This is a genomic window from Bradyrhizobium sp. AUGA SZCCT0160, assembly GCF_018130105.1.
Taxonomy (GTDB): domain Bacteria; phylum Pseudomonadota; class Alphaproteobacteria; order Rhizobiales; family Xanthobacteraceae; genus Bradyrhizobium.
Map to the genome: position 1 here is coordinate 540,780 of NZ_JAFCMD010000001.1, position 24,770 is coordinate 565,549.

The 24,770-nt window shown below is 63.4% G+C and carries 24 protein-coding genes; 14 read left to right on the plus strand and 10 right to left on the minus strand.

The window, feature by feature from the left end:
• Positions 1–3: 3 nt before the first annotated feature.
• Positions 4–1,737, minus strand: coding sequence for an oxalyl-CoA decarboxylase (gene oxc, locus JQ558_RS02580; RefSeq protein ID WP_212205590.1), 1,734 nt, complete (start codon positions 1,735–1,737; stop codon positions 4–6).
• Positions 1,738–1,815: 78 nt separating this feature from the next.
• Complete coding sequence (locus JQ558_RS02585; RefSeq protein ID WP_212292888.1) at positions 1,816–2,511, minus strand: GntR family transcriptional regulator; 696 nt, start codon at positions 2,509–2,511, stop codon at positions 1,816–1,818.
• A 214-nt stretch (positions 2,512–2,725) separates the two neighbouring features.
• Between JQ558_RS02585 and JQ558_RS02590 the strand changes: the two genes are divergently transcribed.
• The 6 genes from JQ558_RS02590 to JQ558_RS02615 all read left to right on the plus strand — a co-directional run bounded on the left by JQ558_RS02590 (position 2,726) and on the right by JQ558_RS02615 (position 9,378).
• Positions 2,726–4,855 carry an acetate--CoA ligase family protein gene (locus tag JQ558_RS02590; protein WP_212292741.1) on the plus strand — a complete coding sequence of 710 codons (2,130 nt, stop codon included), beginning with the start codon at positions 2,726–2,728 and terminating at the stop codon, positions 4,853–4,855.
• Positions 4,856–4,975: 120 nt separating this feature from the next.
• Complete coding sequence (locus JQ558_RS02595) at positions 4,976–5,824, plus strand: IclR family transcriptional regulator (RefSeq protein ID WP_212272031.1); 849 nt, start codon at positions 4,976–4,978, stop codon at positions 5,822–5,824.
• Positions 5,825–6,020: 196 nt separating this feature from the next.
• Complete coding sequence (locus JQ558_RS02600) at positions 6,021–6,989, plus strand: tripartite tricarboxylate transporter substrate binding protein (RefSeq protein WP_212292742.1); 969 nt, start codon at positions 6,021–6,023, stop codon at positions 6,987–6,989.
• Positions 6,986–7,477 (plus strand): tripartite tricarboxylate transporter TctB family protein, encoded by a 492-nt coding sequence (locus JQ558_RS02605; RefSeq protein ID WP_212292743.1) that lies wholly within the window; start codon positions 6,986–6,988, stop codon positions 7,475–7,477. The genes JQ558_RS02600 and JQ558_RS02605 overlap by 4 nt, the downstream gene beginning before the upstream one ends.
• Positions 7,477–8,976: a tripartite tricarboxylate transporter permease gene (locus JQ558_RS02610; RefSeq protein WP_212035298.1), complete on the plus strand. Its 1,500-nt coding sequence runs from the start codon at positions 7,477–7,479 to the stop codon at positions 8,974–8,976. Before JQ558_RS02605 ends, JQ558_RS02610 begins: the two co-directional genes overlap by 1 nt.
• An 81-nt stretch (positions 8,977–9,057) precedes the next feature.
• Entirely contained in the window at positions 9,058–9,378 is a 321-nt protein-coding gene (locus JQ558_RS02615; protein WP_212272035.1) for a DUF6665 family protein, read from the plus strand.
• A gap of 30 nt (positions 9,379–9,408) precedes the next feature.
• Here the strand turns inward: JQ558_RS02615 and JQ558_RS02620 are convergent, their stop codons facing one another.
• From JQ558_RS02620 to JQ558_RS02635, 4 genes are all read right to left on the minus strand, one after another.
• On the minus strand, positions 9,409–10,371 hold the full coding sequence (locus JQ558_RS02620) for an aldolase/citrate lyase family protein (protein WP_212292744.1): 963 nt from the start codon (positions 10,369–10,371) through the stop codon (positions 9,409–9,411).
• 238 nt (positions 10,372–10,609) lie between these two features.
• Positions 10,610–10,753 (minus strand): bacteriocin, encoded by a 144-nt coding sequence (locus JQ558_RS02625; RefSeq protein ID WP_212205604.1) that lies wholly within the window; start codon positions 10,751–10,753, stop codon positions 10,610–10,612.
• Positions 10,754–10,893: 140 nt separating this feature from the next.
• The gene (locus JQ558_RS02630) at positions 10,894–11,481 is read right to left on the minus strand and encodes an N-acetyltransferase (protein WP_212205938.1); all 588 of its coding nucleotides are present in this window, start codon (positions 11,479–11,481) and stop codon (positions 10,894–10,896) included.
• A gap of 141 nt (positions 11,482–11,622) precedes the next feature.
• Positions 11,623–13,041, minus strand: coding sequence for an APC family permease (locus tag JQ558_RS02635; protein ID WP_249119020.1), 1,419 nt, complete (start codon positions 13,039–13,041; stop codon positions 11,623–11,625).
• A 937-nt stretch (positions 13,042–13,978) separates the two neighbouring features.
• Here JQ558_RS02635 and gcl point away from each other — a divergent pair.
• The 4 genes from gcl to JQ558_RS02655 all read left to right on the plus strand — a co-directional run bounded on the left by gcl (position 13,979) and on the right by JQ558_RS02655 (position 17,998).
• Positions 13,979–15,772 (plus strand): glyoxylate carboligase, encoded by a 1,794-nt coding sequence (gene gcl / locus JQ558_RS02640; RefSeq protein ID WP_212292745.1) that lies wholly within the window; start codon positions 13,979–13,981, stop codon positions 15,770–15,772.
• Positions 15,773–15,786: 14 nt separating this feature from the next.
• Positions 15,787–16,572: a hydroxypyruvate isomerase gene (hyi, locus tag JQ558_RS02645; protein WP_212292746.1), complete on the plus strand. Its 786-nt coding sequence runs from the start codon at positions 15,787–15,789 to the stop codon at positions 16,570–16,572.
• A 26-nt stretch (positions 16,573–16,598) separates the two neighbouring features.
• A complete protein-coding gene (locus tag JQ558_RS02650) occupies positions 16,599–17,486 on the plus strand; it encodes a 2-hydroxy-3-oxopropionate reductase (protein WP_212292747.1) in 888 nt (295 codons plus the stop codon).
• Positions 17,487–17,608: 122 nt separating this feature from the next.
• Positions 17,609–17,998, plus strand: a complete 390-nt coding sequence (locus tag JQ558_RS02655) for a DUF1236 domain-containing protein (protein WP_212205618.1) — start codon at positions 17,609–17,611, stop codon at positions 17,996–17,998.
• 124 nt (positions 17,999–18,122) lie between these two features.
• On the opposite strand, the gene JQ558_RS02660 is transcribed toward JQ558_RS02655, so the two are convergent.
• From JQ558_RS02660 to JQ558_RS02670, 3 genes are all read right to left on the minus strand, one after another.
• Entirely contained in the window at positions 18,123–18,488 is a 366-nt protein-coding gene (locus JQ558_RS02660; protein ID WP_212292748.1) for a VanZ family protein, read from the minus strand.
• Between the two features lie 139 nt (positions 18,489–18,627).
• Positions 18,628–19,233 (minus strand): thiamine pyrophosphate-dependent enzyme, encoded by a 606-nt coding sequence (locus JQ558_RS02665; protein WP_212292749.1) that lies wholly within the window; start codon positions 19,231–19,233, stop codon positions 18,628–18,630.
• A gap of 8 nt (positions 19,234–19,241) precedes the next feature.
• Entirely contained in the window at positions 19,242–19,799 is a 558-nt protein-coding gene (locus JQ558_RS02670) for a thiamine pyrophosphate-binding protein (protein WP_212292750.1), read from the minus strand.
• A gap of 199 nt (positions 19,800–19,998) precedes the next feature.
• Here JQ558_RS02670 and JQ558_RS02675 point away from each other — a divergent pair, with 199 nt between their 5' ends.
• Genes JQ558_RS02675 through JQ558_RS02690 form a run of 4 tightly spaced genes read left to right on the plus strand, consistent with a single transcriptional unit; the run spans position 19,999 to position 23,798 of the window.
• Positions 19,999–20,964 carry a tripartite tricarboxylate transporter substrate binding protein gene (locus tag JQ558_RS02675; protein WP_312014945.1) on the plus strand — a complete coding sequence of 322 codons (966 nt, stop codon included), beginning with the start codon at positions 19,999–20,001 and terminating at the stop codon, positions 20,962–20,964.
• 4 nt (positions 20,965–20,968) lie between these two features.
• Positions 20,969–21,865: an amidohydrolase family protein gene (locus tag JQ558_RS02680; protein ID WP_312014946.1), complete on the plus strand. Its 897-nt coding sequence runs from the start codon at positions 20,969–20,971 to the stop codon at positions 21,863–21,865.
• Positions 21,866–21,880: 15 nt separating this feature from the next.
• On the plus strand, positions 21,881–22,930 hold the full coding sequence (locus JQ558_RS02685) for a hydroxyacid dehydrogenase (RefSeq protein WP_212205626.1): 1,050 nt from the start codon (positions 21,881–21,883) through the stop codon (positions 22,928–22,930).
• A gap of 31 nt (positions 22,931–22,961) precedes the next feature.
• Positions 22,962–23,798 carry an SDR family NAD(P)-dependent oxidoreductase gene (locus tag JQ558_RS02690; RefSeq protein ID WP_212292751.1) on the plus strand — a complete coding sequence of 279 codons (837 nt, stop codon included), beginning with the start codon at positions 22,962–22,964 and terminating at the stop codon, positions 23,796–23,798.
• Positions 23,799–24,232: 434 nt separating this feature from the next.
• On the opposite strand, the gene JQ558_RS02695 is transcribed toward JQ558_RS02690, so the two are convergent.
• Entirely contained in the window at positions 24,233–24,682 is a 450-nt protein-coding gene (locus JQ558_RS02695; protein ID WP_212292752.1) for a cupin domain-containing protein, read from the minus strand.
• Positions 24,683–24,770: the final 88 nt, after the last annotated feature.

A 24,770-nucleotide genomic window follows, 5' to 3' on the forward strand; every position in this document is an offset into this window, starting at 1 on the left:
GGATTATTTCTTCTTCAGCACGCTTTGCGGATTGAGGTTGCCGATGCGGCCGCTCTCGGAGCCGGCCGCGGGATCGATCACCGCGTTGATCAGCGTCGGCTTGCCGGAATCCATCGCGGCGTTGACCGCGCGCTTCAGTTCATCCGGCGAGGTGGCGTGGACGCCGACACCGCCGAACGCTTCCATCATCTTGTCGTAGCGCGAGCCCTTGACGAACACCGTGGGCGCCGGATCGGAGCCGACCGAGTTCACGTCGGTGCCGCGATAGATGCCGTCATTGTTGAAGATCACGATGCAGACCGGCAAATTGTAGCGACAGATGGTCTCGACCTCCATGCCGGAGAAACCGAACGCCGAGTCGCCCTCGACCGCGAGCACCGGCTTGCCGGTTTCGATCGCGGCGGCGATGCAATAGCCCATGCCGATGCCCATCACCCCCCAGGTGCCGACGTCGATCCGCTTGCGCGGCTGGTACATGTCGATGACGCCGCGGGCGAGATCGAGCGTGTTGGCGCCTTCGTTGACGAGGATGGCGTCCGGCCGCTCCTTGATGATGGTTCGGAGCACGCCGAGCGCGCCGTGATAATCCATCGGCGAGTTGTTGTTCATCAGCCGCGGCGCCATCTTGGCGACGTTCTCTTCGCGCTTCTTGGTCACCGCGCCGGTCCAGTCGGAAGGCGCCGCCGCCCAGTTCGCGCCCATGCCTTCGAGCAGCGCCGAGACGCAGGAGCCGATGTCGCCGACCACGGGGGCGACGATCTCGACGTTGGAATCCATTTCCTTCGGCTCGATGTCGATCTGGATGAACTTCTTCGGCGCTTCGCCCCAGGACTTGCCCTTGCCGTGCGACAGCAGCCAGTTGAGGCGCGCACCGATCAGCATCACGACGTCGGCGTCTTTCAGAACGGTCGAGCGCGCCGCACCCGCGCACTGCGGATGGGTGTCGGGCAACAGTCCCTTGGCCATGCTCATGGGCAGGAACGGAATGCCGCTCTTCTCGACGAAGCTCTTGATCTCATCATCGGCTTGCGCGTAGGCCGCACCCTTGCCGAGGATGATCAGCGGACGCTTTGCGCCCTTGAGAACGTCGAGCGCGCGTTTCACCGCTGACGGGGCGGGGATCTGCGCCGGAGCGGCGTCGATCACCTTCACCAGCGACTTCTGTCCGGCCTCGGCATCCATCACCTGACCGAACAATTTCGCGGGCAGATCGAGATAGACACCGCCCGGACGGCCCGAGACCGCGGCGCGGATCGCGCGTGCCAGGCCAATGCCGATGTCCTGGGCATGCAACACGCGGAACGCCGCCTTGCACAGCGGCTTTGCGATCGCGAGCTGATCCATCTCTTCATAGTCGCCCTGCTGCAGGTCGACGATCTCGCGCTCGGACGAACCGGAGATCAGGATCATCGGGAAGCAGTTGGTGGTGGCGTGGGCGAGGGCGGTGAGGCCGTTGAGGAAGCCGGGCGCCGAAACCGTGAGGCAGACGCCGGGCTTCTTGGTCAGGTAGCCGGCGATCGAGGCGGCATTGCCGGCATTCTGTTCGTGGCGGAACGAGATCACGCGAATGCCCGCGGCCTGCGCCATGCGGCCGAAATCCGTGATCGGAATGCCGGGCACGCCGTAGATCGTGGTCAGGCCGTTGAGCTTCAGCGCATCGATCATGAGATTAAAGCCGTCGGTAAGCTCACGCTCGGCTTGATTGGTATCGATGCTCTTGGCTGCGGTTACGGACATTCCACTTTCTCCCTGATCTCTGTGGTTCGGACGAGTTGATCGTCTTCTGCTGTGAGGTCGTTCTAACTAGGTAATTCTCTAACTAAACAGTTCCTGGCCGTGCGCTTCGACATAAGCGGCGAGGCCCAGCGTGTGATCGCGCGCGCGTTTCTCGGCGAGCTCGGTGTCGCGCGCTTCCAGCGCTTCGATGATGGCCAGATGCTCGGGCAGCGAGGTCGCGGTGCGATCGGTGCGGCCGATCGTCAATTGCCGGTAGCCGCGCACATGCAACAGGATGTCGTTGGTCATATCGACCAGCACCGGCGATTCCGACAGCGAGATCAGCGCCTGGTGGAAGGCGATATTGGCCTTGGAATATTCCTCGACATGGTCCTGCGGCAGGCGGTCCTTGCCGAAGTTCTTGAAGAAATCGCGCAGCGCCGTGATGTCTTTCTTGCGCGCGGTGGTGGTGATCAAGCGCGCGGCCATGCTCTCGAGCGCCGCCCACGCGCGGATCATGTCGACGATCTCGGTCTTGGTGCGGCGGACCACGACGATGCCGCGGCGTGGCACGGTTTTGACGAAACCGTCCTGCTCCAGCATCGCGATGGCTTCGCGAATAGGGGTGCGGCTGACGCCGAGGCGTTCGGACAACGCGCGTTCGTCGAGCATCACCTGCTCGGGCGTCGCATAGATATCCATCTTGAGAATAGCTTCCTTCAAGGCCTCATAGGCCTTGTTCTTGAAGCTCGTCTCAGGTGCAATCCGGACGATTGCGATATCTGCTTCAGCCATTGCAGGCGTCGCCTTGGGTTGTTTGCGTGCGGGCACGATTCGTCTCCTCCAGTGGGAGACGTGTTGTAGCAGGGAATTGCCATAATATTTTTGGCATACCAAATACCAGGATGTCAAGTTGCCCGTGTTTTCAGCGTTTCCAGGTCACCGGACCGCTTGACAATCTCGTCGCTGGCATACCAAATGCCATAAAATATGCCCCAGGAGGAAGTCCATGTCGAATCCCAAAGATGCGGTCCGCAAAGTTCTCGATGCGGTGAAGGCCGATAAGCGCACCAGCCTGACGGCCCCGGAGGGCAAACTGGTCTGCGATGCCTACGGAATTCCGGTTCCGAAGGAGGGCGTGGCCAAATCCGCGGCCGAGGCTGCCAAGCTCGCGTCCGACATGGGTTTTCCGGTCGTGATGAAGATCGTCTCGCCGGACATTCTCCACAAGACCGAGGCCGGCGGCGTCATGGTCGGCGTCAAGTCGGCTGCCGACGCGGAAAAGAACTACGAGACCATTCTGGCCAACGCCAAGAAGTACAAGGCGGACGCCAAGATCGAGGGCATCCAGGTTCAGCAGATGCTGGCCGGCGGCACCGAGGTCATCGTCGGCTCCATCACCGATGGATCGTTCGGCAAGCTGGTGGCCTTCGGCCTCGGCGGCGTACTGGTCGAAGTTTTGAAAGACATCACCTTCCGCCTGGCGCCCGCCACCAAGGACGACGCGCTGTCGATGCTCGACGGCATCCAGGCCAATGAGATGCTGAAGGGCGTGCGCGGCGGCGATCCGGTCAACCGCGAGGCGCTGGCCGCAGTCATCGTCAAAGTGTCGCAGCTCGTCAGCGACTTCCCCGAAATCGTCGAACTCGATCTCAACCCGGTATTCGCCACCAAGAACGACGCTATTGCCGCCGACGTGCGTATCGTCGTCGACTTCGACTACAAGCCGCGTCCGGCGCCGCGCCCGACCGAAGAAATCGTCACCGCGATGAACCGCATCATGCAGCCGAAGGCGGTCGCCGTGATCGGCGCTTCCGCCGAGGACGGCAAGATCGGCAACTCGGTGATGAAGAACCTGATCAACGGCGGATATAAAGGCGATATCTATCCGATCCATCCGAAGGCCGCCGAGATCCTGGGCTTCAAGGCCTACAAGAGCGTCAAGGACGTTCCCGGCGTGATCGACACCGCGGTGTTCGCGATCCCGGCAAAGTTCGTCGCTGGCGCATTGGTCGAATGCGGCGAGAAGAAAATTCCGGGCGCGGTGCTGATCCCGTCGGGCTTTGCCGAAGCGGGCGCGCCGGAATTGCAGGCCGAGATCGTCGAGGTCGGCAAGAAGTACAACGTCCGCCTGATGGGGCCGAACATCTACGGCTTCTACTATACCTGGTCGAACCTCTGCGCCACGTTCTGCACCGCTTACGACGTCAAGGGCCATGCGGCGCTGTCGTCGCAGTCCGGCGGCATCGGCATGGCGATCATCGGCTTTTCGCGCTCGGCGAAAATGGGCGTCTCGGCGATCGTCGGTCTCGGCAACAAGTCCGACATCGACGAGGATGATCTGCTCGCCTTCTTCGAGCAGGATCCCAACACCAATTTGATCGCCCAGCACTGCGAAGACCTGAAGGACGGCCGCGCCTTTGCGGATGCCGCCAAGCGCGTCTCCAAGAAGAAGCCGGTCGTGGTGCTCAAGGCCGGCCGCACCTCGGCCGGCGCCAAGGCCGCGTCGTCGCACACCGGCGCGCTTGCCGGCAACGACAAGATCTATGAGGACGTCTTCAAGCAATCCGGCGTGATCCGCGCGCGCAGTCTGCGGCAACTGCTCGAATTCGCGCGCGGCATGCCTGTCTTGCCGACGCCGAAGGGCGAGAACGTACTCATCATCACCGGCGCCGGCGGCTCCGGCGTGCTGCTGTCGGACTCCTGTGTGGATAACGGTCTGTCGCTGATGGCGATGCCGCCGGATCTCGACGCGGCGTTCCGCAAATTCATCCCGCCCTTCGGCGCGGCAGGAAATCCTGTGGATATCACCGGCGGCGAACCGCCGATCACCTACATCAACACGGTGAAGCTCGGCCTGTCGGATGAGCGCATCCACTCGCTGATCCTCGGCTACTGGCACACCATCGTCACGCCGCCGATGGTGTTCGCCCGCAACATGGTCGAGGTGAAGAAGGAGATGGAGGCCAAGGGCTTTGTGAAGCCGATCGTCGCCTCGCTCGCCGGCGATGTCGAAGTCGAGGAGGCCGCCGAATATCTCTACCAGAACGGTATCCCGGCCTATGCGTACTCGACCGAACTGCCGGTCGAAGTGCTGGGCGCCAAGTACAAGTGGGCGCGCGGCGCGGGCCTGCTCTGAGAGCAACGATCCATGCCGCTTCGGTTCGCCGAAGCGGCATTTCTATTTGACGAACGAAGCCTACGGAACTTGCCGACCGACGCGCTAGCAGTCTGACGTTACGGATGGATGCAGGTCGCGATGAAGCGAAACGTGATCCGGCGCAAACCACTCGAGCCGAAATCAGGCCCGGACAGTGAGGCCGAACAGAGGGACGGCGGCGTGCAGTCCGTCGATCGCGCGCTCTCGATCATCGAAACGCTTGCCGAAGACGACGAGGGCTATCGCCTGAGCGATCTTGCGATCCGCACCGGACTGTCGACCTCGACCGTGCACCGGCTGCTGTCGACGCTGGAAAGCCGGCGCTTCGTGCAGTTCGACCGCACCGAATCGAAATGGCATGTCGGCGCGCGCGCCTTTACGGTCGGCGCGACCTTTGCCCGGCGCCGCAATTTTTCCGCGCAGGCCGTGCCTTACTTGCGCAGATTGCGCGACCTGACGCGCGAGACCGCCAATCTGGCCGTCGTCGATGACGAGTTCATCGTCGTGCTGACGCGGATGGAGAGCCGCGAAATCATGCGGTCACTCACACAAGTCGGCGGCCGCGTCGCGATGGTAGCGTCCGGCGTCGGCAAGGCCGTGCTCGCGACTTGGTCCGACGAGGACGTCAACGCGATCATCCGCCATCACGGCATGCCGCGCCTGACCGAAAAGTCGATCGTGCGGCCGAGCGATCTGTTCAAGGAGCTCGAAAAAGTCCGCCGCCAGGGTTTTGCCATCGACGACGAGGAAGCCTGCATGGGCCTGCGCTGCATCGCCGCCGTGGTCTACAACGATTGCAGCGAGCCGCTGGCCGCAATCTCGGTGTCCGGCATGACCAGTCGGCTCACCGACGATCGCCTGCCGTCGCTGGGCCAGACCGTGCGCGAGGTGGCGGCCGAACTGACGCTGGCGCTCGGGGGCGTGATGCCGGTGGCGAAACCGGCCTGAGCAGCGGAAGTTTTGGCGAAAACGCCGCCGGATGTCTTGGCCGGTCGGCAGACAATACCGCCCCGACGTTTTCGCTGCGGAACATCACGACGGCGAACAGTCCGTCTGGACAGCGGCGGCTTTTCCGGCTGATATGCGACGAAATGACACGATGCGGCAAATGCGTAGCCATCCGCATCAGCCTGGAGGAACTCCCATGATCCCGTTTTATACGCGCCTCATCGGCGCGGCGGTCGCGCTGACGCTCGCGGCAGCCAGCCCGGCGCTGTCGCAGCAGCTCGAACTCAAGGTGATGGCGCCCGCAGCGCCCGGCGGCGGGTGGGATCAGACCGCCCGGGCGATGCAGCAGGCGCTTGTCGCGGCCGGTATCGCGCGCAGCGTCCAGGTCACCAATGTTGCCGGTGCGGGCGGCAGCGTCGGCATCGCGCAGTTCGTCAACGGCGCCAAGGGCGACGGTAACCAGATGATGGTGAACGGCTTCGTCATGGTCGGCGCGCTCGCCATGAACAAATCGCCGGTCACGCTCGAGCAGGTGACGCCGATTGCGCGCCTCACCGAGGAGATCCAGGTCATCGTCGTGCCGGCGAGTTCGCCGATCAAGACGGCACAGGATCTGGCTGCCGCGCTCAAGGCCGATATCGCCAAGGTCACCTTCGCCGGCGGCTCGGCCGGCGGCGTCGACCATGTGATGGCGGCATTGTTCGCGGGCGCCGTCGGCGCCGACGCCAAGAAGGTCAACTACATTCCGTTTTCCGGAGGTGGCGAGTCGCTGGCGGCCATCCTTGGCGGGAAGGTCACCGCGGGCATTTCGGGAATGAGCGAATATGACGGTCAGATCAAGTCCGGCAAACTGCGCGCGATCGGCGTGACCTCGGAAAAGCGGATCCCCGGCAGCGATATTCCGACCTTCAAGGAGCAGGGCATCGACCTCGTGCTGGCCAATTGGCGCGCGGTGATGGCGCCTCCCGGCATCACGGCGGCACAGAAGAAGACGCTGAGCGATGCGGTGGAGAAGATGGTCAAGTCCGACGCCTGGAAAGAGGTTCTCAAGCAGAAGGGCTGGGATGACGCTTATCTTTCCGGCGACGCGTTCGCGGACTTCCTGAAGAAGGAAACGGTGCGCGTCACCGACGTGCTGAAATCGGTCGGCCTCGTCAAATCATGACGTCGGATAGCGGGTCGCAGGGTTCGGCGCCGCGGCGCATCGATTCCGCGGGCGTTGTCATTGCGTTTGCGCTCGCGGCGTTGGCCGCGGTGCTGGTGTGGGACGCGAGCCAGCTGCAATCCAACAATCCCTACGGCATGGGGCCTCACGTGATGCCTGTTGTCATCGCCGTGGGGCTCGGCATTCTCGCGATCGGCAATCTGGTGGAGGCGTTGCGCGGCAATCTGCCGGCACGCGAGAGTGCCGATGCCAAAGCGGTGTGGCTGATTCTCGGCGGGTTGGCGCTGCTGATAGCCATCATCGGTCTTGGCGGCGGCTTTATCCCGGCGACCACGGCATTGTTCGTCGCCACGGCGACGGCCTTCGGGCGGCGCGCCATTCTCGCCGATCTCGCCATCGGCTTCGTAATGACCACCCTGATCTATGTCGCCTTCAGTCGCCTGCTGACGTTGAGCCTTCCCGCCGGCCCGCTGGAAAGGCTTTTTTGATGGACGCCTTCGTCGCACTCGCTAACGGCATGGCTGTCGCTATCCAGCCCATGAACATGCTCTATGCGTTGATCGGCGTGCTGCTCGGCACCGCGGTTGGCGTGTTGCCCGGCATAGGGCCTGCGCTCACCGTCGCCTTGCTGCTGCCGGTGACCTACAAGCTCGATCCCGGCGGTTCGCTGATCATGTTCGCCGGCATCTATTATGGCGGCATGTATGGCGGATCCACCACCGCCATCCTCATCAACACGCCCGGCGAGAGCGCATCGATGGCGACCGCGCTGGAGGGCAACAAGATGGCCAAGGCCGGCCGCGGCGGGCCTGCACTGGCGACCGCCGCAATCGGCTCGTTTGTCGCCGGCACCATCGCCACCATTGGTCTCGCCTTTCTGGCGCCTTGGCTGGTCGACTTTGCGGTGCACTTCGGGCCGGAAGATTATTTTGCGTTGATGTGCGTGGCTTTCGTCACAGTGTCGGCAACCTTCGGAAGTTCGCCGATCCGCGGACTGACCAGCCTGTTCATCGGGCTGACGCTCGGGCTCGTCGGCATCGACAAGCTCACCGGCCAGCCCCGGCTCGCCTTCGGCATCCCCGAACTGCTCGACGGCGTCGAAGTGACGACGCTGGCGGTCGGCCTGTTCGCGGTGGGGGAGGCGCTCTACGTCGTCTCGCGCCGTCATCACTCCGAAGAAAAGCTCGAGCCGGTGCGCGGCTCGCTATGGATGACCAAAGAGGACTGGCAACGGTCGTGGAAACCGTGGCTGCGCGGCACCATGTTCGGTTTTCCGATCGGCGCGCTGCCCGCCGGCGGCGCGGAGATTCCAACCTTTCTGTCTTATTCAACTGAAAAGAGGCTGTCGAAACACCCCGAGGAATTCGGCAAGGGCGCGATTGAAGGCGTCGCGGGGCCGGAAGCCGCCAACAACGCATCCGCCGCCGGCACCCTCGTGCCGCTCTTGACGCTGGGGCTTCCGACCTCGGCTACCGCCGCGATGATGCTGGCGGGCTTTCAGCAATACGGCCTCAACCCGGGACCGCTGCTGTTCGCGGAGCGGCCCGATCTGGTGTGGGGCCTGATCGCCAGCCTGTTCATCGCCAACGTCATGCTGCTGGTGCTCAACCTGCCGCTGGTCGGCCTGTGGGTGAAACTGCTCGCGATCCCGCAGCCGTGGCTGTACGCCGGCATTCTGGTGTTTGCGACCACCGGCACCATCGCGGCAAAACCGTCGGTGGTCGAACTGTCGATGCTGGCGGGTTTCGGCGTGATGGGCTTCCTGATGCGCCGGTTCGATTTTCCGATCGCGCCTGTCGTGGTCGGTCTCATCTTAGGGCCGATCGCCGAAAGCCAGTTGCGCCGCGCGATGTCGATCAGCCTCGGCGATCCCATGGCGCTGCTGCAGAGCCCGATGTCGGCGACGCTGCTCGGCATCGCGCTGATCGCGCTGGTGGCGCCGTTCGTGATGCAGGGGCTGGGCCGGTTCAAGGCGAACGAGGATTAGGGGCGCGCCTGTCTTGAACGGCCCCGTACCGGCCAATATTATAAGAGCTAGTTGGCAGGCCATCTTTCGGAGCGCGCCGCTATGGCGTTGAATTTACTTCAATCCGGATTCGCAACGCTCCAATACGAGATCGCCGAGGAGAGGGCGTCAGCGCTCGGACGGCTTGGACGGCGGCTCGAGGCCGCGCTGACGGAACTCGCCGCATGTCCGCGGACCGCCGACACCGATCGAAAAATCCGCGATGGTCTCGTCGAACAGGCGGGATATGCGCTCTGGCTCTTCGTCGTGCAGCGCGAGGCCTGCGGTCTCAACAAGATCGACCACGTGATCAAGCTCTACGGGGTGCCGAACGAGGTGCTTGCCCGCATGGGGCCGTTGCCGAAAGCCCGCCCTCCGGCGTGATCCTGGCGCCGCTCCAATCCGCTCGACGCGCTACACCGGCAGCTTCCGCTTCTGGTGAGCCCGGCCCCTGATGGCGGCGGCCTCGCTATGGCCTGCGATCACGCGCACGCCCTCGTCGATCCGTGTCGTGATGTTATCAGCCGTGCAGCCCTGCAGGAATGCGACGCCGTTGTTGCGGCAGGCCGCCAGGATGCGGTCCCGCGCGGCCTGCATTTCCCGCGGAAAGGGTTCGCGAGGAATCTCGCGATAGCCGAGCGAAAGACTGAGGTCGCCCGGGCCGATCTCGGCAAATCCCAGTCCGGGCACGCCAAGGATCTCCTCGCAATTGGCGACGCCTTCGGGGCTTTCCAGCTTCACGCCCAGCAGCAGTTCACCTTTCGGATTGAGCGGCCAGGGATCGCAGCGTTCCATATATTCTTCGGTCGACAGGCCCCACACCGGTGCCGCCGTGGTTTCCGATCCGCGCCCGCGCGTGCCGATGCCGAGCAGCTTGCGGCCGGCGGCGTCGGTGCCGCCGTCTCTTGCGCGTATCGCTCCCGCCATCCGTGCCAGCGGCGAGGGGATCTCGGGATCGACGCCATCAGTGTTGTGCGGATAGCGACAGGATTCAACGAAGGCCCGCACCGCGTCGGCGGTTTCCGCCTGGCACAGCAGGATGCCATGCACGCCGCGGCCGAGGATCTGGCGGAACTGCCAGGCGTTGTAACGCACATGCGCGGCGTCGATGCCGTTCACCGGCGCCTCAACGATGACAGTCGGCGTGCGGTGCCCCGACCGTGTCGGCCCGGCATCGACCATGCCGCGCATGTAGTCGGCAAGGCCGGCCATATCGAAGGCGCCGTGCTCCATGCCGACATTCATGTAGTCGGCCCAGGTCCCGGCATCGATGCGGCCCTGCGCATGGGTCAGCACATGGCCGCTGTGCGGGCCGTCATAATAGATCGCCTGATCCTGCTCGAGCAGTTCGATGCAGCGACTGATCCGCTTGCCCATCAAGGGTTTCCTCCGACAGATTCCGGCGATCCCGGAGCAAGGCTAGCATGCTGCCGCGCCACCGTGGACAGGGGCGGTGATCACGTTCGCGCTGAATTTGCAAAAGCGTTGTGGGGGAAACCAGGAAATGGGCCGCCGCAACCGGCAGCCCAACCAGCGATCGACGGGATGACGCCGTGAAGCCCGGCCGAGGGCCACAGAGCGGACTGTTGCGTCAGTCCGCTCCGCGGGACCGTTGTCATTTGAACATGCCGAGAATCCACTTGATGAGCTGATCCACCGGCGAAGGTTTTGGATAGGGCAGCGAGCCGTCCCTGGACGTAGCCATGCCTCCGTACACCGCGGACAACTCGTCGATGTTCAACTCGTGATCGTTTTGCATCCGTTGATCTCCTCTCAACCGATGGACGCCTCATCCACCGTGCCGGGGAGGGTAGAACGGGCGCTCAGCCGAGGGTGTGATCCACGTCACGAACTGTGCGGGGTGTACGCGGATCCGTTGAACCAATCCGCACTGTGGGCTCAGCGCCGCGCCCGCAGCATTGGCGTCAATGCGGGAGAAGCGCCGCTTTGTATCCTGCCGATAATCTTGAAGCCGTGGCGTTCGTACAGGGAAATGTTGCGCGGGTTCGAGCTTTCGAGGTAGGCGGCGGTGCCCTGCTCGTCGCAGCGTCGAAGCGCGTGTTTCATCAATAGCGCGCCGAGCCCTTGCCCGATCCATTTCGGATCGGCGGCGATCACGGGCAGGTACCAATGCGGCTCGTGCGGATGATGCTCGGCCATGGCCTTCATCACAGCGCCAACATCCTCGGCGATCTCCGCTCGCAGCGCCCCTTCCATGGCCGCGTCCATCGCCGTTTCGTCGGGCTCGACGCCCGGCGGCAGCCATAAAGCGGCGGCGCGAGCGTGTTCGGTGATGTCGGCTGTGCCGTGGTCGAATGCGCGGCCGCCAAAGGCTTTGACGAATCGCGGCATCACCCTGAGATACTCGGACGCGTCGGGCCAAACCCACCGCGTCATCGGGTCGGCCGCAAAGCCGAGCACGATGGTGCTGATCACGGTTTTCTCGATGCTTGGGTCCGCGGATTTCACTTCCGGCATCGCCGACATCGGGTCATCCTTCATTTCGATCTGGCCACCGCCAATGTAGGTGTGCGAATGCCTTCTTTCCAGCCGTGAATGCTCGGAATGGTCGGCGAAGCCGATTCCGGCCGGAGCGGCCGGATCCGCAATCGTCGAAGGCGCGCCCGCTCAGTTGACGGGTCCGCCGCGACCCAGATTTACCGCATCCGGGTCCGCTCGCCTCACCCCGGTCGCCCGATTGACCATGATGGTGACGAACCAGAGAACGACCCCGATTGCGAGCAGGACGCCGGCGACGCGGTACTGCACGGGGTCACGGCCGGTCCAGGGACCGGTCAGGAAAGCACAGAACACCGCCCCCAGGATCGGGAGAATGGTCGGCGTGCGGAAATGCTGATGATCGACACGGTCGCGGCGAAGCACCAGCACCGCAACATTGACCACCGTGAACACGCACAACAAAAGCAGCGCCGTGGTGCCTCCGAGCGCCGGCACCCCGCCGACAAAGGTGATCAGTCCGAACGCCAGCAGCGTCGTGAAGCCGATGGCGACATAAGGCGTGCGCCGCGTCGCGTGCACCTTGCCGAGGGTGGGCGGCAGCACATGCTCGCGGCTCATGCCGTACACAAGTCGGCTGGCCATCAGCATGTTGATGAGCGCGCTGTTCGCCACCGCGAACATGGTGATGAAGCCGAAAATCCAGAGCGGGAAATTGGGCGCGCCTTTTTGAACCACTTGCAGAAGCGGAGTCTCGCCTTCGCCCAATTGCTCGGGAGCCACCAGCGTGATCGCGGAAATCGAGACCAGCACATAGATGGCACCGGTAATCGCCAGGCCCGCGAGCAGCACCTTTGGGAAGTGACGCGTTGGATCCTTGCATTCCTCGGCCATGTTGACCGAATCTTCAAAGCCCACCATGGCGAAGAAGGCGAGCGTGGTCGCCGCGATCACCGGCCAGAACATGCCGCCATCAGGGGTGGAGCGGAACTGCATCACGCGCGACACATCGCCCTGGCCGAGGCCGATGGCCCAAAGGCCGATGACGATAATGATCAAGAGGCCGGTCAGCTCGACGCAGGTGAGCACCACGTTGGCCTTCACGCTTTCGCCGACGCCGCGGAAATTGACCGCGGCAACGACCGCCATGAAAGCAAGACCCGTGACGGTGATGCCAAAACCCGTCAGGCCGAGCCCCATCGCGTGCGACATGTTCGCGGCGAACGCCCGGGAAGCCGTCGATGCCGAGGTGATCCCCGAGCACATCACCGCAAACGCAACGATGAACGTGATGAAATGGATGCCGAAGGCCTTATGGGTATAGAGGGCGGCGCCCGCCGCTTTCGGATATTTCGTGACCAGCTCGAGATAGCTGAATGCGGTCACCAGCGCGACGACGAATGCCACCACGAAGGGCAGCCAGACCACCCCGCCTACCTGCTTGGCGACCTGGCCCGTCAGCGCGTAGATCCCGGTTCCGAGAATGTCGCCGACGATAAACAGGAGGAGCAGCCAGGGGCCCATGACCCTGTGAAGGCTTGGTTCGACGCTGCTTGACTTGGTACCGGCGTTGACGGGGACATCGGTCATCGTACGTCCTTTCCACTCCAGGTAGCGCCGGGGCAGTGTATCGGCAGTTGGCGGCTTGTGGAAGGTGGCTGCGTCGCTGCGCCTGCCAATTTCGACAACCGCTGAAGCGTACGGCAAGGAGGCGCAGGGCACCGAGAAATGCTCACCGTTTGCCCGACGGGCAAATCAGTTCCGATTGTCAGAAATGATGTCAAGCCCTGAAATAAAAAATATTTCTGTTTACCAGAACGAAAATCAGGTGCATATGTTTGGCCATCCCGTCCTACTCAAGAAGGGCGTCGGCCGTCGTCACGGACGTTGGACGGGTTGCGGTGGACGCTGGTTTACGCTGAGACGACGGCGTGGATAAGCGTACGGCAAAACCGTGTGGTCCTGGCACCCGTTGCAGGTGTCAAGCTGTCGGGTAGGCGAGAGCTGAACGGCAGCGACGGAGTCAACCCAGAACTCGTCTCCGGGGAGATCACGGCATAAGCCGTAAAGCCATTGCGCAGGGAAGGCCGGGTGTTCTCCGCTGCCCTGTATGCTCGTGTGCAGCTTTTTTAGCACAAACCGCACACGGGACCGCGGGTGCAGCGCGCACCCGGTCTTCCCTGCGCCCTCTCTATGAAAGGGCGGGAAGTTTCTGGCAAAGCTCGGGCGCAATGCGTCGCGAGAATGCGAACACACACCCAGCTGTCATCGCCCGGCTTGACCGGGCGACCCAGTATTCCAGAGACGCTGATGATTGAATCGAGAAGCCGCGGCGTACTGGATCCCCGCATGCGCGGGGATGACAATACGCGCGTGGGGATTTCACCGCGCATCTCCCCCAACCATCTGATCCACTGTGCATTTCTCCATCCATTCCACATCGCGGGAAACAATAGCGATGTCGTTGAGATCGGCGGTAGCAGCCGTGATGATCGCGCCAGAGCAACACGGTCAAGCGAGGTGCAAAATGGCGAAGATGCGAGCGATCGATGCCGCGGTACGCATCCTCGAAAAAGAGGGCGTGGTGACCGCCTTCGGCGTGCCGGGTGCGGCGATCAACCCGCTTTACTCCGCGCTGAAGCGGCGCGGTTCGATCAGCCACATCCTGGCGCGCCATGTCGAGGGCGCCTCCCACATGGCCGAAGGCTATACCCGTGCCAAGGCCGGCAATATCGGCGTCTGCATCGGCACCTCGGGCCCGGCCGGCACCGATATGATCACCGGGCTGTACTCGGCGATCGCGGATTCGATCCCGATTCTCTGCATCACCGGACAGGCGCCGCGTGCGCGGCTGTACAAGGAAGACTTTCAGGCCGTCGATATCGAGTCGATCGCAAAGCCTGTGACGAAATGGGCGGTCACCGTGCGCGAGCCTGCGCTGGTGCCGCGCGTGTTCAGCCAGGCGTTTCACATCATGCGCTCGGGCCGTCCCGGGCCTGTCCTGATCGACCTGCCGCTCGACGTGCAACTCGCCGAGATCGAGTTCGACGACGAGACCTATGAGCCGCTGCCGGTCTACAAACCATCAGCCACGCGCAAGCAGATCGAAAAAGCGCTGGCAATGCTCAACGCCGCGGAGCGGCCGCTGATCGTGGCAGGCGGCGGCGTCATCAATGCCGACGCGTCCGAATTGCTGGTGGCGTTTGCCGAAGCCGTCAACGTTCCCGTGGTGCCGACGCTGATGGGGTGGGGCGCCATCCCCGACGATCACGTGCTGATGGCGGGCATGGTCGGGCTGCAGACCAGCCACCGCTACGGCAACGCCACCATGCTGCAATCGGACTTCGTGCTCGGGATCGGCAACCGCTGGGCCAACCGCCACACCGGCTCGATCGAGACCTACACCAAGGGCCGCACCTTTGTGCATGTCGATATCGAGCCGACGCAGATCGGCCGCGTCTTCAATCCTGATTTCGGCATCGTCTCCGACGCCAAGGCGGCGCTGGAATTGTTCGTCACGGTTGCAAAGGAATGGCGGAAGGCCGGCAAGCTTAGAGAGCGTCAGGCGTGGCCGGCGTCGTGCCAGGATCGCAAGCGCACCATGCTGCGCCGGAGCCGCTTTGACGACATCCCGATCAAGCCGCAGCGCGTCTATGAGGAGATGAGCAAAGCGTTCGGCCGCGACACCTGTTACGTCAGCGTGATCGGCCTGTCGCAGATTGCCGGCGCGCAATTCCTCGGCGTCTACGGTCCGCGCAACTGGATCAATGCCGGGCAGGCCGGCCCGCTCGGCTGGACATTGCCAGCGGCGCTCGGCGTGCGCGCCGCCGATCCGACCCGTGAAATCGTGGCGCTGTCGGGCGACTATGACTTCCAGTTTCTGATCGAGGAACTCGCGGTCGGCGCGCAGTTCAAGCTGCCCTACATCCACGTCGTCGTGAACAATTCCTATCTCGGCCTGATCCGCCAGGCGCAGCGCGGCTTCGAGATGGATTATCAGGTGCAGTTGTCGTTCGAGAACATCAACGCGCCGGAGCTCGGCGTCTACGGCGTCGACCACGTCGCGGTCGCGCAGGGCCTCGGCTGCAAGGCGATCCGCGTCACCGATCCGCACGACGCCCAGGCGGCGTTCGCGACCGCGCGCGAATGGATGGCGGAGCACAAGGTGCCTGTGGTGGTCGAGTTCATCCTCGAACGCGTCACCAACATTTCCATGGGCACCGAGATCGACAACATCATCGAGTTCGAGGAAGTGCTCGATCTGCCGCTGGACGATGCGCCGGCGAAGTCGAGCACATCCGGCACATTGTTGCCGGCTTAAGGGGGATATCGACGATGCCCAAATTTGCCGCCAACCTCACCATGCTGTTCGGCGAACTGCCATTCCCAAATCGCTTTGCGGCGGCCAAGGCCGCCGGCTTCAGCGGCGTCGAATATCTGTTTCCCTATGATTTCGACAAGGCCGAGCTCAGCGAACAATTGCAGCAGCACGGGCTAACCCAGGTGCTGCATAATCTCCCCGCCGGCAATTGGGCGGCGGACGAGCGCGGCATCGCGATTTTTCCTGACCGGGTCGAGGAATTCCGCGACGGCGTCGCGCGCGCCATCGATTACGCCAGGGCGCTGGATTGCCGTCAGCTCAATTGCCTGGTCGGCATCGCGCCTGGTGGGGCCGATGCGCGCGAGCTGAACGAGGTGCTGATCGGCAATCTGCGGTTTGCCGCCGACGCGCTGGCCAAGGAACGGATCAGGCTTCTGGTCGAGCCGATCAACACGATCGACATCCCCGGCTTTTTTCTCAACGGTACCGAACAGGCGATCCAGCTGATATCAGACGTGCGATCGAGCAATTTGTTCGTGCAGTACGACATCTACCACATGCAGATCATGGAAGGTGACATCGCGCGCAGCCTGCAGAAGCATCTGCCGCGCATCGCCCATGTCCAGCTCGCCGACAATCCGGGCCGCAACGAGCCCGGCACCGGTGAAATCAATTATCCGTTCCTGTTCCGGCATCTCGATTCGATCGGCTATCGCGGCTGGGTCGGATGCGAGTATAAACCGAGGACGACGACCGTCGACGGCCTCGGCTGGCACGCGGCCCTGACGCTCGATACCTGATTGGTCAATAACAAGGGAAAATCCAGATGATCGATATCGGCTTTATCGGCCTCGGCACCATGGGTCGCCCGATGGCGAAGCATCTGCAGGCTGCCGGCCATCGCCTGTTCCTGCACGACGTCGCGCCGCTCCCGCCTGAGTTGGTCGCTGAGGGCGGCGTGGGCTGCAAATCGGGCAAGGAGGTCGCGGAAAAATCCGATGTCGTCATCATCATGGTGCCGGACACGCCGCATGTCGAAGCGGTGTTGTTCGCTGACGGCGGCGTCGCCCAGGGGATTTCAAAAGGCCAGATCGTGGTCGACATGAGTTCGATCTCGCCGCTCGCCACCAAAGAATTCGCCAAAAAGATCGAGGCGCTCGGCGCCGATTATCTCGATGCCCCGGTTTCCGGCGGCGAGGTCGGCGCCAAGGCCGCGAGCCTGACCATCATGGTGGGCGGACCGGAGCGCGCGTTCAACACCATGAAGCCGGTGTTCGACAAGATGGGCAAGAACGTCACGCTGGTCGGCGGCAATGGCGATGGCCAGACCACCAAGGTCGCCAACCAGATCATCGTCGCGCTGACGATCGAGGCGGTTGGCGAAGCCTTGCTGTTCGCCTCGCGCGCCGGCGCCGATCCCGCACTCGTGCGGCAGGCGCTGATGGGCGGCTTTGCCTCGTCGCGGATTCTCGAGGTGCATGGCGAGCGCATGATCAAGCGCAATTTCGATCCGGGTTTCCGCATCGAACTGCATCAGAAGGATCTCAACCTCGCCCTCGAAGGCGCGCGCTCGCTCGGCATATCCCTGCCGAACACGGCGATCGCGCAGCAATTGTTCAGCTCCTGCGCCGCGCATGGCGGCAAGGCGTGGGATCATTCGGGCATGGTGAAGGCGCTCGAGATGATGGCTAACCACGAGATCGGAAAGACTTGATCGAACGCGGAACCTGATCCGGGAACTTCCTGTTCCATGTGCCCGTTATTGGCGCGCGTGGAACCGGAACATCTGATGCCTCCAATGGTTGAAACGCACCATCAAATTCACTGGAGGATATAATGATTAATCGTCTTGCTGTTTCGCTCATTGCCGCGTCGCTGCTGACATCGGGCGCCGCGTTCGCCCAATCCACCACCGTTCAGGGCGCGCAGGACGGCGCCCGGGCGGGTGGCCAGGTCGGCGGTCCGGTCGGCGAGGTCGTTGGCGGCACGGTCGGTGCGGCCGTAGGCCTCGGATTGGAAATTCCGAATGCCGTGATCACGTCGATCCAGGCTGAACGCGCGCCGTCGGTCGTGGTGCGTGAGCGCGTCGTGGTCGGCGAGCCGCTGCCGCCGACCGTTGAGTTGCGCACGGTGCCGAGCCACACCGAATATCGCTATGCGGTCGTCAATGATCGCCGCGTGATCGTGGAGCCGCGCACGCGCCGGGTGATCAAGATCATCGACTAAGCGAGCCGCTTGCAATCGATCCTCGCGGGAGCATTCCTCCCGCGGGGATTGTTGCGTCAGGACGCTCCGGCCGTCAGGACGCTCCGGCCGTCAGGACGCTCCGGCCGTCAGGACGCTCCGGCCGTCAGGACGCGCTTGCGCTCGATCGTTGCGTGCGCTTGACGACCAGATCGAAGGCCGCCGCAGCCGCGAGCCCAACGCAGACTGCAAGCGCGTCGACCAGAAAATCCTCCAGCCGCGCGTGCCGCCCCGGCGCCCAGAATTGCAGGATCTCGATCAGGCCGGTCAGCCCGACGGCGACGGCCGCCGTGAGCAAGCGGTTGCGCGTGTAGGCCAGGCCGAACGCGAGCCCGATCAGGACAAAGGCAAGTGCATGCTCGCCGTCCTGTCCAAGAATACTGGCGTGCGGACGGTATCCCGGCGGGCCCAGGGTTGCGAAGGTTACGGTTGCGGCAAGACACCAGGCGAACAACTTGAGGGCGACTGACATGGCCTCGGCTTAGCACGATCAAGGCGCGAATATTGCACCTGCGAACAGCCACAATGCCGTGTGGTTAATGCCTAATACCAGAGCGTTTTCGAGCGAAGGGAGCCCGGTTCGCGTGAAGAAAACGCGTCAAAATAAAAAGCTAAAGCGGTTCCCTCACCCCCAGCCCGTGCATGAAGCGCTCCCTGATCTGCACCGGATCGCGCCGGGTGGTGCCGACGCCCGGCTTGTCGTCGATGCGCACGCCGATCAGGGTCGGCCCCGCGGTGGACATGGATTGATCGATCAGGCGCTCGAAATCGTCCTCGTCGGCGGCCCAGGCGCTGTTGCCGAGGCCGCTGGCGATCGCAATCGCAACGATGTCGGCCACAACAGCGCCCGGCGTCGGCTGCGCGCCGGTGATCTGGTAGACGCCGTTGTCCATCACCACCATCGTCAGATTCTTCGGCGCCAGCGTTGCGATCGTCGACAGGGCGCCGAGTTGCATCAACAGCGAACCGTCGCCTTCGAGCGCGAAGATGCGGCGTTCGGGTTGCGCCAGCGCGACGCCGAGCGCGATCGGAAAGGCGAGGCCCATGCTGCCGAGCATGTAAAAATTCTGCGGCCGATGCCCGGCGGCCCACAGGTCGAAATTGGTGTTGCCGATGCCGCCGACCACGGCTTCCTCGTTCTTCAGCCTGGCGACCAGCCGCGAGGTGAGATCGAAGCGGTTCATGACCTTGGTATTGCGGGAAGGGGTGCTGTTCATGAGATCGCTCACTTGTCGAAGGTCTTGCCGCCGGTCAAAAGCGGCGAAAGGATCAGCGCCACAGGCGCCTGTGTGGTGATGGCCTGCTTGATCGAGCGGTCGCAGATGAACTCGAACTCGTCGAGCCGCGTGCAGGTGTGATGCTCCATCGCTAGCGAATCCAGCACCGGGCGCATGGTGCGGCACACCAGCGACTGGCCGTAGTTGAATTCGCCGAGCGTGCCGCGTTCGGTCACGAACATGATCAGCGGGATCTGGTAGGGCATCGCCAGCGAGGCCAGCACGTTGGCGAGGGTCGCAAAGCCTGACGTCTGCATCAGCACCGCGCCGCGCCGGCCGCCCATCCAGGCGCCGGAGACGATGCCGACGGCTTCTTCCTCGCGCGCGGTCGGAAAGGTCGTGAAAAACGGATCGGCATGCAGGTTCTTGATCAGCGTCGTCAGGATACGATCGGGCACATAGGGCACCAGGCTGATATCGTTGCGCTTGAGCGATTGCAGCACGATGCCGTGCCAGCTCTTCTCCTGCGAGATCTCGGGCGAGGTTTTTTCCTCCGCAACCGCCATACTGTCTTCTCCCTCGATCTTCCGAAAATTCGCGTTCGCGGCATGGTGCCGTCGCGCAGCTTTTGCCGCGCCGAAACTTGACGTCGTGGACGGGATTGTCAACATGCCTTCATCGTTACCGTGATCTGCAGACTTGGCGATGGCTCAAGCACGCCGGCATGCGACAATGTGAGATAACGGGAACATCGGGAGGGCTGCCGTGGCAAGTTGGTTCCGGATGGCTGTGGTTGCCGCAGCGATGCTTACTGCTGCCGGCGCGGCATCCGCGCAGTCGTTCCCTTCAAAGCCCGTGCGTATTCTCGTGCCCTATCCCGCGGGCGGCGGCGTCGATGTGCTGACGCGCACGCTGGGCGAGGTGGTGTCCAAGCAATGGGGCCAGTCGGTCGTGGTGGAGAACCGTCCCGGCGCCGGCGGCGTCATTGCCTCGCAGGCGGTCGTGAGCTCGCCGGCTGACGGCTATACGCTGATCATGGTCGCGAGCGGCCACGCCACCAATCCGTTGCTGTACCCCAAAATTCCCTACGACACCTTCAAGGACTTCACGCCGATTTCGCTGCTGGCGTCGTCGCCCAATATCCTGCTGGTGCGCGCCGATTCACCGTTCAAGACGCTCGCCGATGTGATCGAGGCGGCGAAGGCGAAGCCGGGCAGTCTTTCATTTGCCCATGCCGGCACCGGCACGTCGACGCATCTGGCCGGCGAACTCCTGAAGAGTCTCGCCAAGGTCGATCTCAACGCCATTCCCTACAAGGGCGGCGCGCCCGCGATCAATGATCTGCTCGGCGGACAAATTCCGATGTCGTTCAACAACGGCCCGGAATCGGTCGGGCAACTCCAGGCCGGCACGCTGCGCGCGCTCGCCGTCACCACCGCCGAGCGTGCGCCGTTCCTGCCCGACGTGCCCAGCATGTCGGAAGCCGTGCCGGGTTATGACACCGGCGTGTGGTGGGGCCTGCTCGGACCATCAGACATGCCGCCCGATGTGCTGGCAAAACTGTTCCGTGATTTCGTTGCTGCCCTGAACACGGAGGCCGTGAAGGAGCGCCTCGGCAAGCTCGGCGCATTGCCGATCGGCAGCTCACCGCAACAATTCGACGCCAGGATCCGTGCCGATTACGAAAAATGGGGGCCGATTATCAAAGCTTCCGGGATGAAGGCGGAATAACGATGTGGTGCTCAAGATGATTCCAGCCTGCCTGCCGCCGCGTCCCGTCAGTCGTCCCAAGGTGCCGCTGCCGCCTGATGCCTGCGATACCCATGCCCATGTATTCGGCCCACCGGATCGCTTTCCTTACGCTGATGATCGCAGCTACACGCCGCCTGACGCGCCGTTGGAGAAATACCTCGGCATGCTCGACATGCTCGGCTTTGCGCGTGGCGTCCTGGTGCAGGGCAGTGCACACGGCCGCGACAACTCGGCGATGCTCGATGCGCTGAAGCGCGAGCCCGACCGCCTGCGCGGCGTGGCGGTGGCTGATGCCAACGTTTCGCCGAACGAATTGCGCGCCTGGCACACGGCCGGCGTCCGAGGCCTGCGTTTCAATCATTTCTTCCGCGACGGCCAGTTGCACTATCGCGGCGGCGTGCCGTTGACGGAGGCCGAGAAACTCGCGCCTCTCATGAAGGAATTCGGTTGGCATCTGCAACTCTGGATCGACGTCAAGGATCTGCCGCAGACGATCCCGATCCTGAAAAAGATCGGCCTGCCTGTCGTGATCGATCACATGGGCCGCACCGATGCCCGCGCCGGCACCGGCACCGAAGGCTTCCAGAGCCTGTTGCGTGCGGTCGGCGAGGGCTGGTGCTGGTCCAAATTGTCGGGCGCGCACCGGCTCAGCCAGGACGCGCCTGACTATCCCGACGCGCGGCCGTTCCACGAAGCGCTGGTAAAGGCAAACCCTGAGCGCCTGGTCTGGGGCGGCGACTGGCCGCATCCGCGGGTCGAGGGAGAAATGCCCGACGCCGGACACCTTCTCGAATTGTTTCAGATGTGGACGCCTGATAAAGCGACGCAGCAGCGCATCCTCGTCAGCAATCCCGCCAAACTCTATGACTTCCCGAACTGAAAGTTGCACAACAAGATGACCGTCAACAACAAGCGCGTGTTCTACGTCAAATATCTCGCCCACGAGATCTATACCGAGATACTGAAAGCCAGGGCCGATGTACGGCTCGACAAGCTTGAGAACGAGAGCCCTGAATCCGTCGCGGCGCCGATTCTGGCTGCGGCGCACGCCTATCAGATCGGGGCGGCGCGCGATGAACTGGCGCCGCATTTCCATGCCCATGCGGATCTTCTGAAGCGGGCGCCGAATTTGCTCATCGTCTCCAGCAACGGCGCGGGCTTTGACCCCGTCGATGTCGATGCCTGCACCGCGGCCGGCGTGCTGGTGGTCAACCAGACCGGCGGCAACGCCAATTCCGTGGCCGAGCACGCGCTTGGCATGCTGCTGACGCTGTCGAAGCGCATCCTCGAATCCGACCGTGCGCTGCGCCGCGAGGCCAATGTCAATCGCAATGCGCTGATCGGCAACGAAGCGCAGGGCAAGACCATCGGCGTTGTCGGGATCGGCAATGTCGGACGCCGCATCGCCGAACTCTGCAAGGGCCTGCTGCACATGAAGGTGATCGCGTACGATCCCTATCTCACGGCAGAGGAAGTTGCGGCGCGGGGCGCCGAGAAGGTCGAGCTCGACGATCTGATGCGGCGTTCGGACTTCGTTTCGATCTCCTGCCCGCTGACCAAAGACAATCGCCGCATGATCGGCGCGAAACAGTTTGCGCTGATGCAGCCGCACGCGTTCTTCATCACCACCGCGCGCGGCTTCATTCACGACGAGGCCGCGTTGTACGACGCGCTGCGCGACAGGCGTATCGCCGGTGCCGGGCTCGACGTCTGGGACAAGGAGCCGCCGCCGCCGGAACATCCGCTGCTGCAGTTCGACAATGTGCTGGCGAGCCCCCACACCGCCGGTGTCACCAGGGAAGCCCGCGTCAACATGGGCAGGATCGCCGCCGAACAGATCCTCGACGCGCTCGACGGCAAGCGGCCGCCGCGCATCGTCAACCCCGAGGTCTGGCCCGCCTATGCCAAACGCTTCGAGAAGACGTTTGGTTTCGCACCGAAATAGGGCTGCCCTGAAATCGACGTGAGATAAGGCAATGACCGAGAAACCGCGCTACGTCCGCCCGCTCAGTCCGGAGTCATCCGGCGAGGCGCCGGGGCGCGGACGCCTTCAGGGCCGCAGGATACTGGTGGTCGGCGGCGGGCAGCGGACATTCGACGCCGCAACCGATCCGGTCGGCAACGGCCGGGCCATGTCGCTGCTGTTTGCGCGCGAGGGGGCGCATATCGCGGTCGCCGATATCCATCGTGCAAGCGCGGATGACACGGTCACGCGTATCGCCGCCGACGGCGGCCGCGCCTTTTCAATCGAGGCCGACATCGCGCGTGAGGCCGATGTGAACAGAATGGTTGATGAGGCGATCGACGGCCTCGGTGGTCTCGATGGCATGGTGCTCAACGTCGGAATCGGCGTCGGTGCGCTCGGCCTCGACGGCGTCGACTTGAGGGAGTGGAACGACACGCTGGCGGTCAATCTGAGCGGCCCGATGCTCTGCTGCCGCAAGGCCCTCAAGCATCTCGCCGAGGGCTCATCGATCGTTTTCATCTCGTCGATCGCAGGGCTTCGCTCGGGCTCGCGGCTGATCGCGTACGATACGTCGAAGGCGGCGCTCGGCGGCCTGATGCGCAATGTCGCGCGGGAAGGGGCAAGGCGCGGCATCCGCGCCAATATCATCTGCCCGGGTCTCGTCGATACCCCGCTCGGGCGCCACACCAGCGCGGGCCGGCCGTCGCGGAGCGCTGCCGGTGCACCGTTTGGGCGCATGGCGACTGGATGGGAGATCGCCTATGCCGCGCTGTTCTTCATGTCCGAAGAGAGCGTTTACGTGAATGCGCAGACCCTGGCGGTCGACAGCGGCATCACGGGGTTATGACCGTACAAAAAGGGGGGAGAAAATTTCCCCCCCTGTCGGCTCGATCAGGGCAATAATTCTACTGCCAAACGGCTGCCGCACGAAGCGGGCGTTGCTATTTTCCCAGGTATCTCGACTAGTTAGCCCGTTACGACCATTTTCCAGGAGGCGCCGCGTTTTGGGAACGACCGTTCCGCCGGGCGCCGATGGAAGATTGAGATGCGACAGGTACAACAATTTCTGCGCAACGCGCCGTCCCGGATCGGACGTCGGCTGGCCCAGATCGTCGCAATCGCCGCTGCCAGCCTGCCTTCTGCCGGGGCTTAAGGCCTCTTACGTCAATCTGAAAACCTAAGAGCCCGCGCGAAGCTGCGGGTCGGGGATACCCGTCGCGTCACGTCTGGCGCAGATGTTCGACGTCGCCCTGGGGGCCCAGCTAAAGTTCGCGCAGATTTTTAGTCGTTGGCTTCCGGCGGCAGAAAATTCACTTCATGCTCGGCCGAGATGCGCACGATTTCGGTGACATCGCTCAGATTGTGCAACTGGTTGAAAAGTGCTTCCAGCTTCTGGGTCGGTGAAACCCAGAAAAGTGCCCGCGCCGGTCTGTCCGATTTGTTGAAATAACCGTGCGGAATTCCGCGCGGCAGCCGGACCAGATCGCCGGCCTTGGCCTGCACCCAGAGGCCATCGAGTTTCAGGTCGAGCATGCCGTCCTGCACCAGGATGAATTCGTCCTGCGTGGGGTGGATGTGGACCGGCACGAACTGGCCGGGATCGCTGTTGGTCTCGAACGCAAAGGTGGAGTCCGTTACCGCCTTTGGAAAATACACCTGCCCGAGAATGTTCCAGGTCTTGCCGGAATATCCGGTGCCGTTCTGCGTGATGCCTTTTTCGAGCGCCGCCATGTTGCTGACCCCTGTGTGGCTATGCGGCGACGCTACCTTCGGACGGCCTTCTGTCAAGCGGCGGATGTGAGGCCGGAGTGCCAGCTTA

Coding starts and splice junctions, on each gene's coding strand:
- JQ558_RS02695 (WP_212292752.1), bottom strand. CDS start 24,682: ATGGCGGCGCTCGAAAAAGGCATCACGCAGAACGGCACCGGATATTCC.
- JQ558_RS02600 (WP_212292742.1), top strand. CDS start 6,021: ATGATCCCGTTTTATACGCGCCTCATCGGCGCGGCGGTCGCGCTGACG.
- JQ558_RS02635 (WP_249119020.1), bottom strand. CDS start 13,041: ATGACCGATGTCCCCGTCAACGCCGGTACCAAGTCAAGCAGCGTCGAA.
- JQ558_RS02610 (WP_212035298.1), top strand. CDS start 7,477: ATGGACGCCTTCGTCGCACTCGCTAACGGCATGGCTGTCGCTATCCAG.
- JQ558_RS02615 (WP_212272035.1), top strand. CDS start 9,058: ATGGCGTTGAATTTACTTCAATCCGGATTCGCAACGCTCCAATACGAG.
- JQ558_RS02690 (WP_212292751.1), top strand. CDS start 22,962: ATGACCGAGAAACCGCGCTACGTCCGCCCGCTCAGTCCGGAGTCATCC.
- JQ558_RS02620 (WP_212292744.1), bottom strand. CDS start 10,371: ATGGGCAAGCGGATCAGTCGCTGCATCGAACTGCTCGAGCAGGATCAG.
- JQ558_RS02590 (WP_212292741.1), top strand. CDS start 2,726: ATGTCGAATCCCAAAGATGCGGTCCGCAAAGTTCTCGATGCGGTGAAG.
- oxc (WP_212205590.1), bottom strand. CDS start 1,737: ATGTCCGTAACCGCAGCCAAGAGCATCGATACCAATCAAGCCGAGCGT.
- JQ558_RS02585 (WP_212292888.1), bottom strand. CDS start 2,511: ATGGCTGAAGCAGATATCGCAATCGTCCGGATTGCACCTGAGACGAGC.
- JQ558_RS02650 (WP_212292747.1), top strand. CDS start 16,599: ATGATCGATATCGGCTTTATCGGCCTCGGCACCATGGGTCGCCCGATG.
- JQ558_RS02630 (WP_212205938.1), bottom strand. CDS start 11,481: ATGTCGGCGATGCCGGAAGTGAAATCCGCGGACCCAAGCATCGAGAAA.
- hyi (WP_212292746.1), top strand. CDS start 15,787: ATGCCCAAATTTGCCGCCAACCTCACCATGCTGTTCGGCGAACTGCCA.
- JQ558_RS02595 (WP_212272031.1), top strand. CDS start 4,976: ATGAAGCGAAACGTGATCCGGCGCAAACCACTCGAGCCGAAATCAGGC.
- JQ558_RS02685 (WP_212205626.1), top strand. CDS start 21,881: ATGACCGTCAACAACAAGCGCGTGTTCTACGTCAAATATCTCGCCCAC.
- gcl (WP_212292745.1), top strand. CDS start 13,979: ATGGCGAAGATGCGAGCGATCGATGCCGCGGTACGCATCCTCGAAAAA.
- JQ558_RS02655 (WP_212205618.1), top strand. CDS start 17,609: ATGATTAATCGTCTTGCTGTTTCGCTCATTGCCGCGTCGCTGCTGACA.
- JQ558_RS02665 (WP_212292749.1), bottom strand. CDS start 19,233: ATGAACAGCACCCCTTCCCGCAATACCAAGGTCATGAACCGCTTCGAT.
- JQ558_RS02660 (WP_212292748.1), bottom strand. CDS start 18,488: ATGTCAGTCGCCCTCAAGTTGTTCGCCTGGTGTCTTGCCGCAACCGTA.
- JQ558_RS02670 (WP_212292750.1), bottom strand. CDS start 19,799: ATGGCGGTTGCGGAGGAAAAAACCTCGCCCGAGATCTCGCAGGAGAAG.
- JQ558_RS02605 (WP_212292743.1), top strand. CDS start 6,986: ATGACGTCGGATAGCGGGTCGCAGGGTTCGGCGCCGCGGCGCATCGAT.
- JQ558_RS02625 (WP_212205604.1), bottom strand. CDS start 10,753: ATGCAAAACGATCACGAGTTGAACATCGACGAGTTGTCCGCGGTGTAC.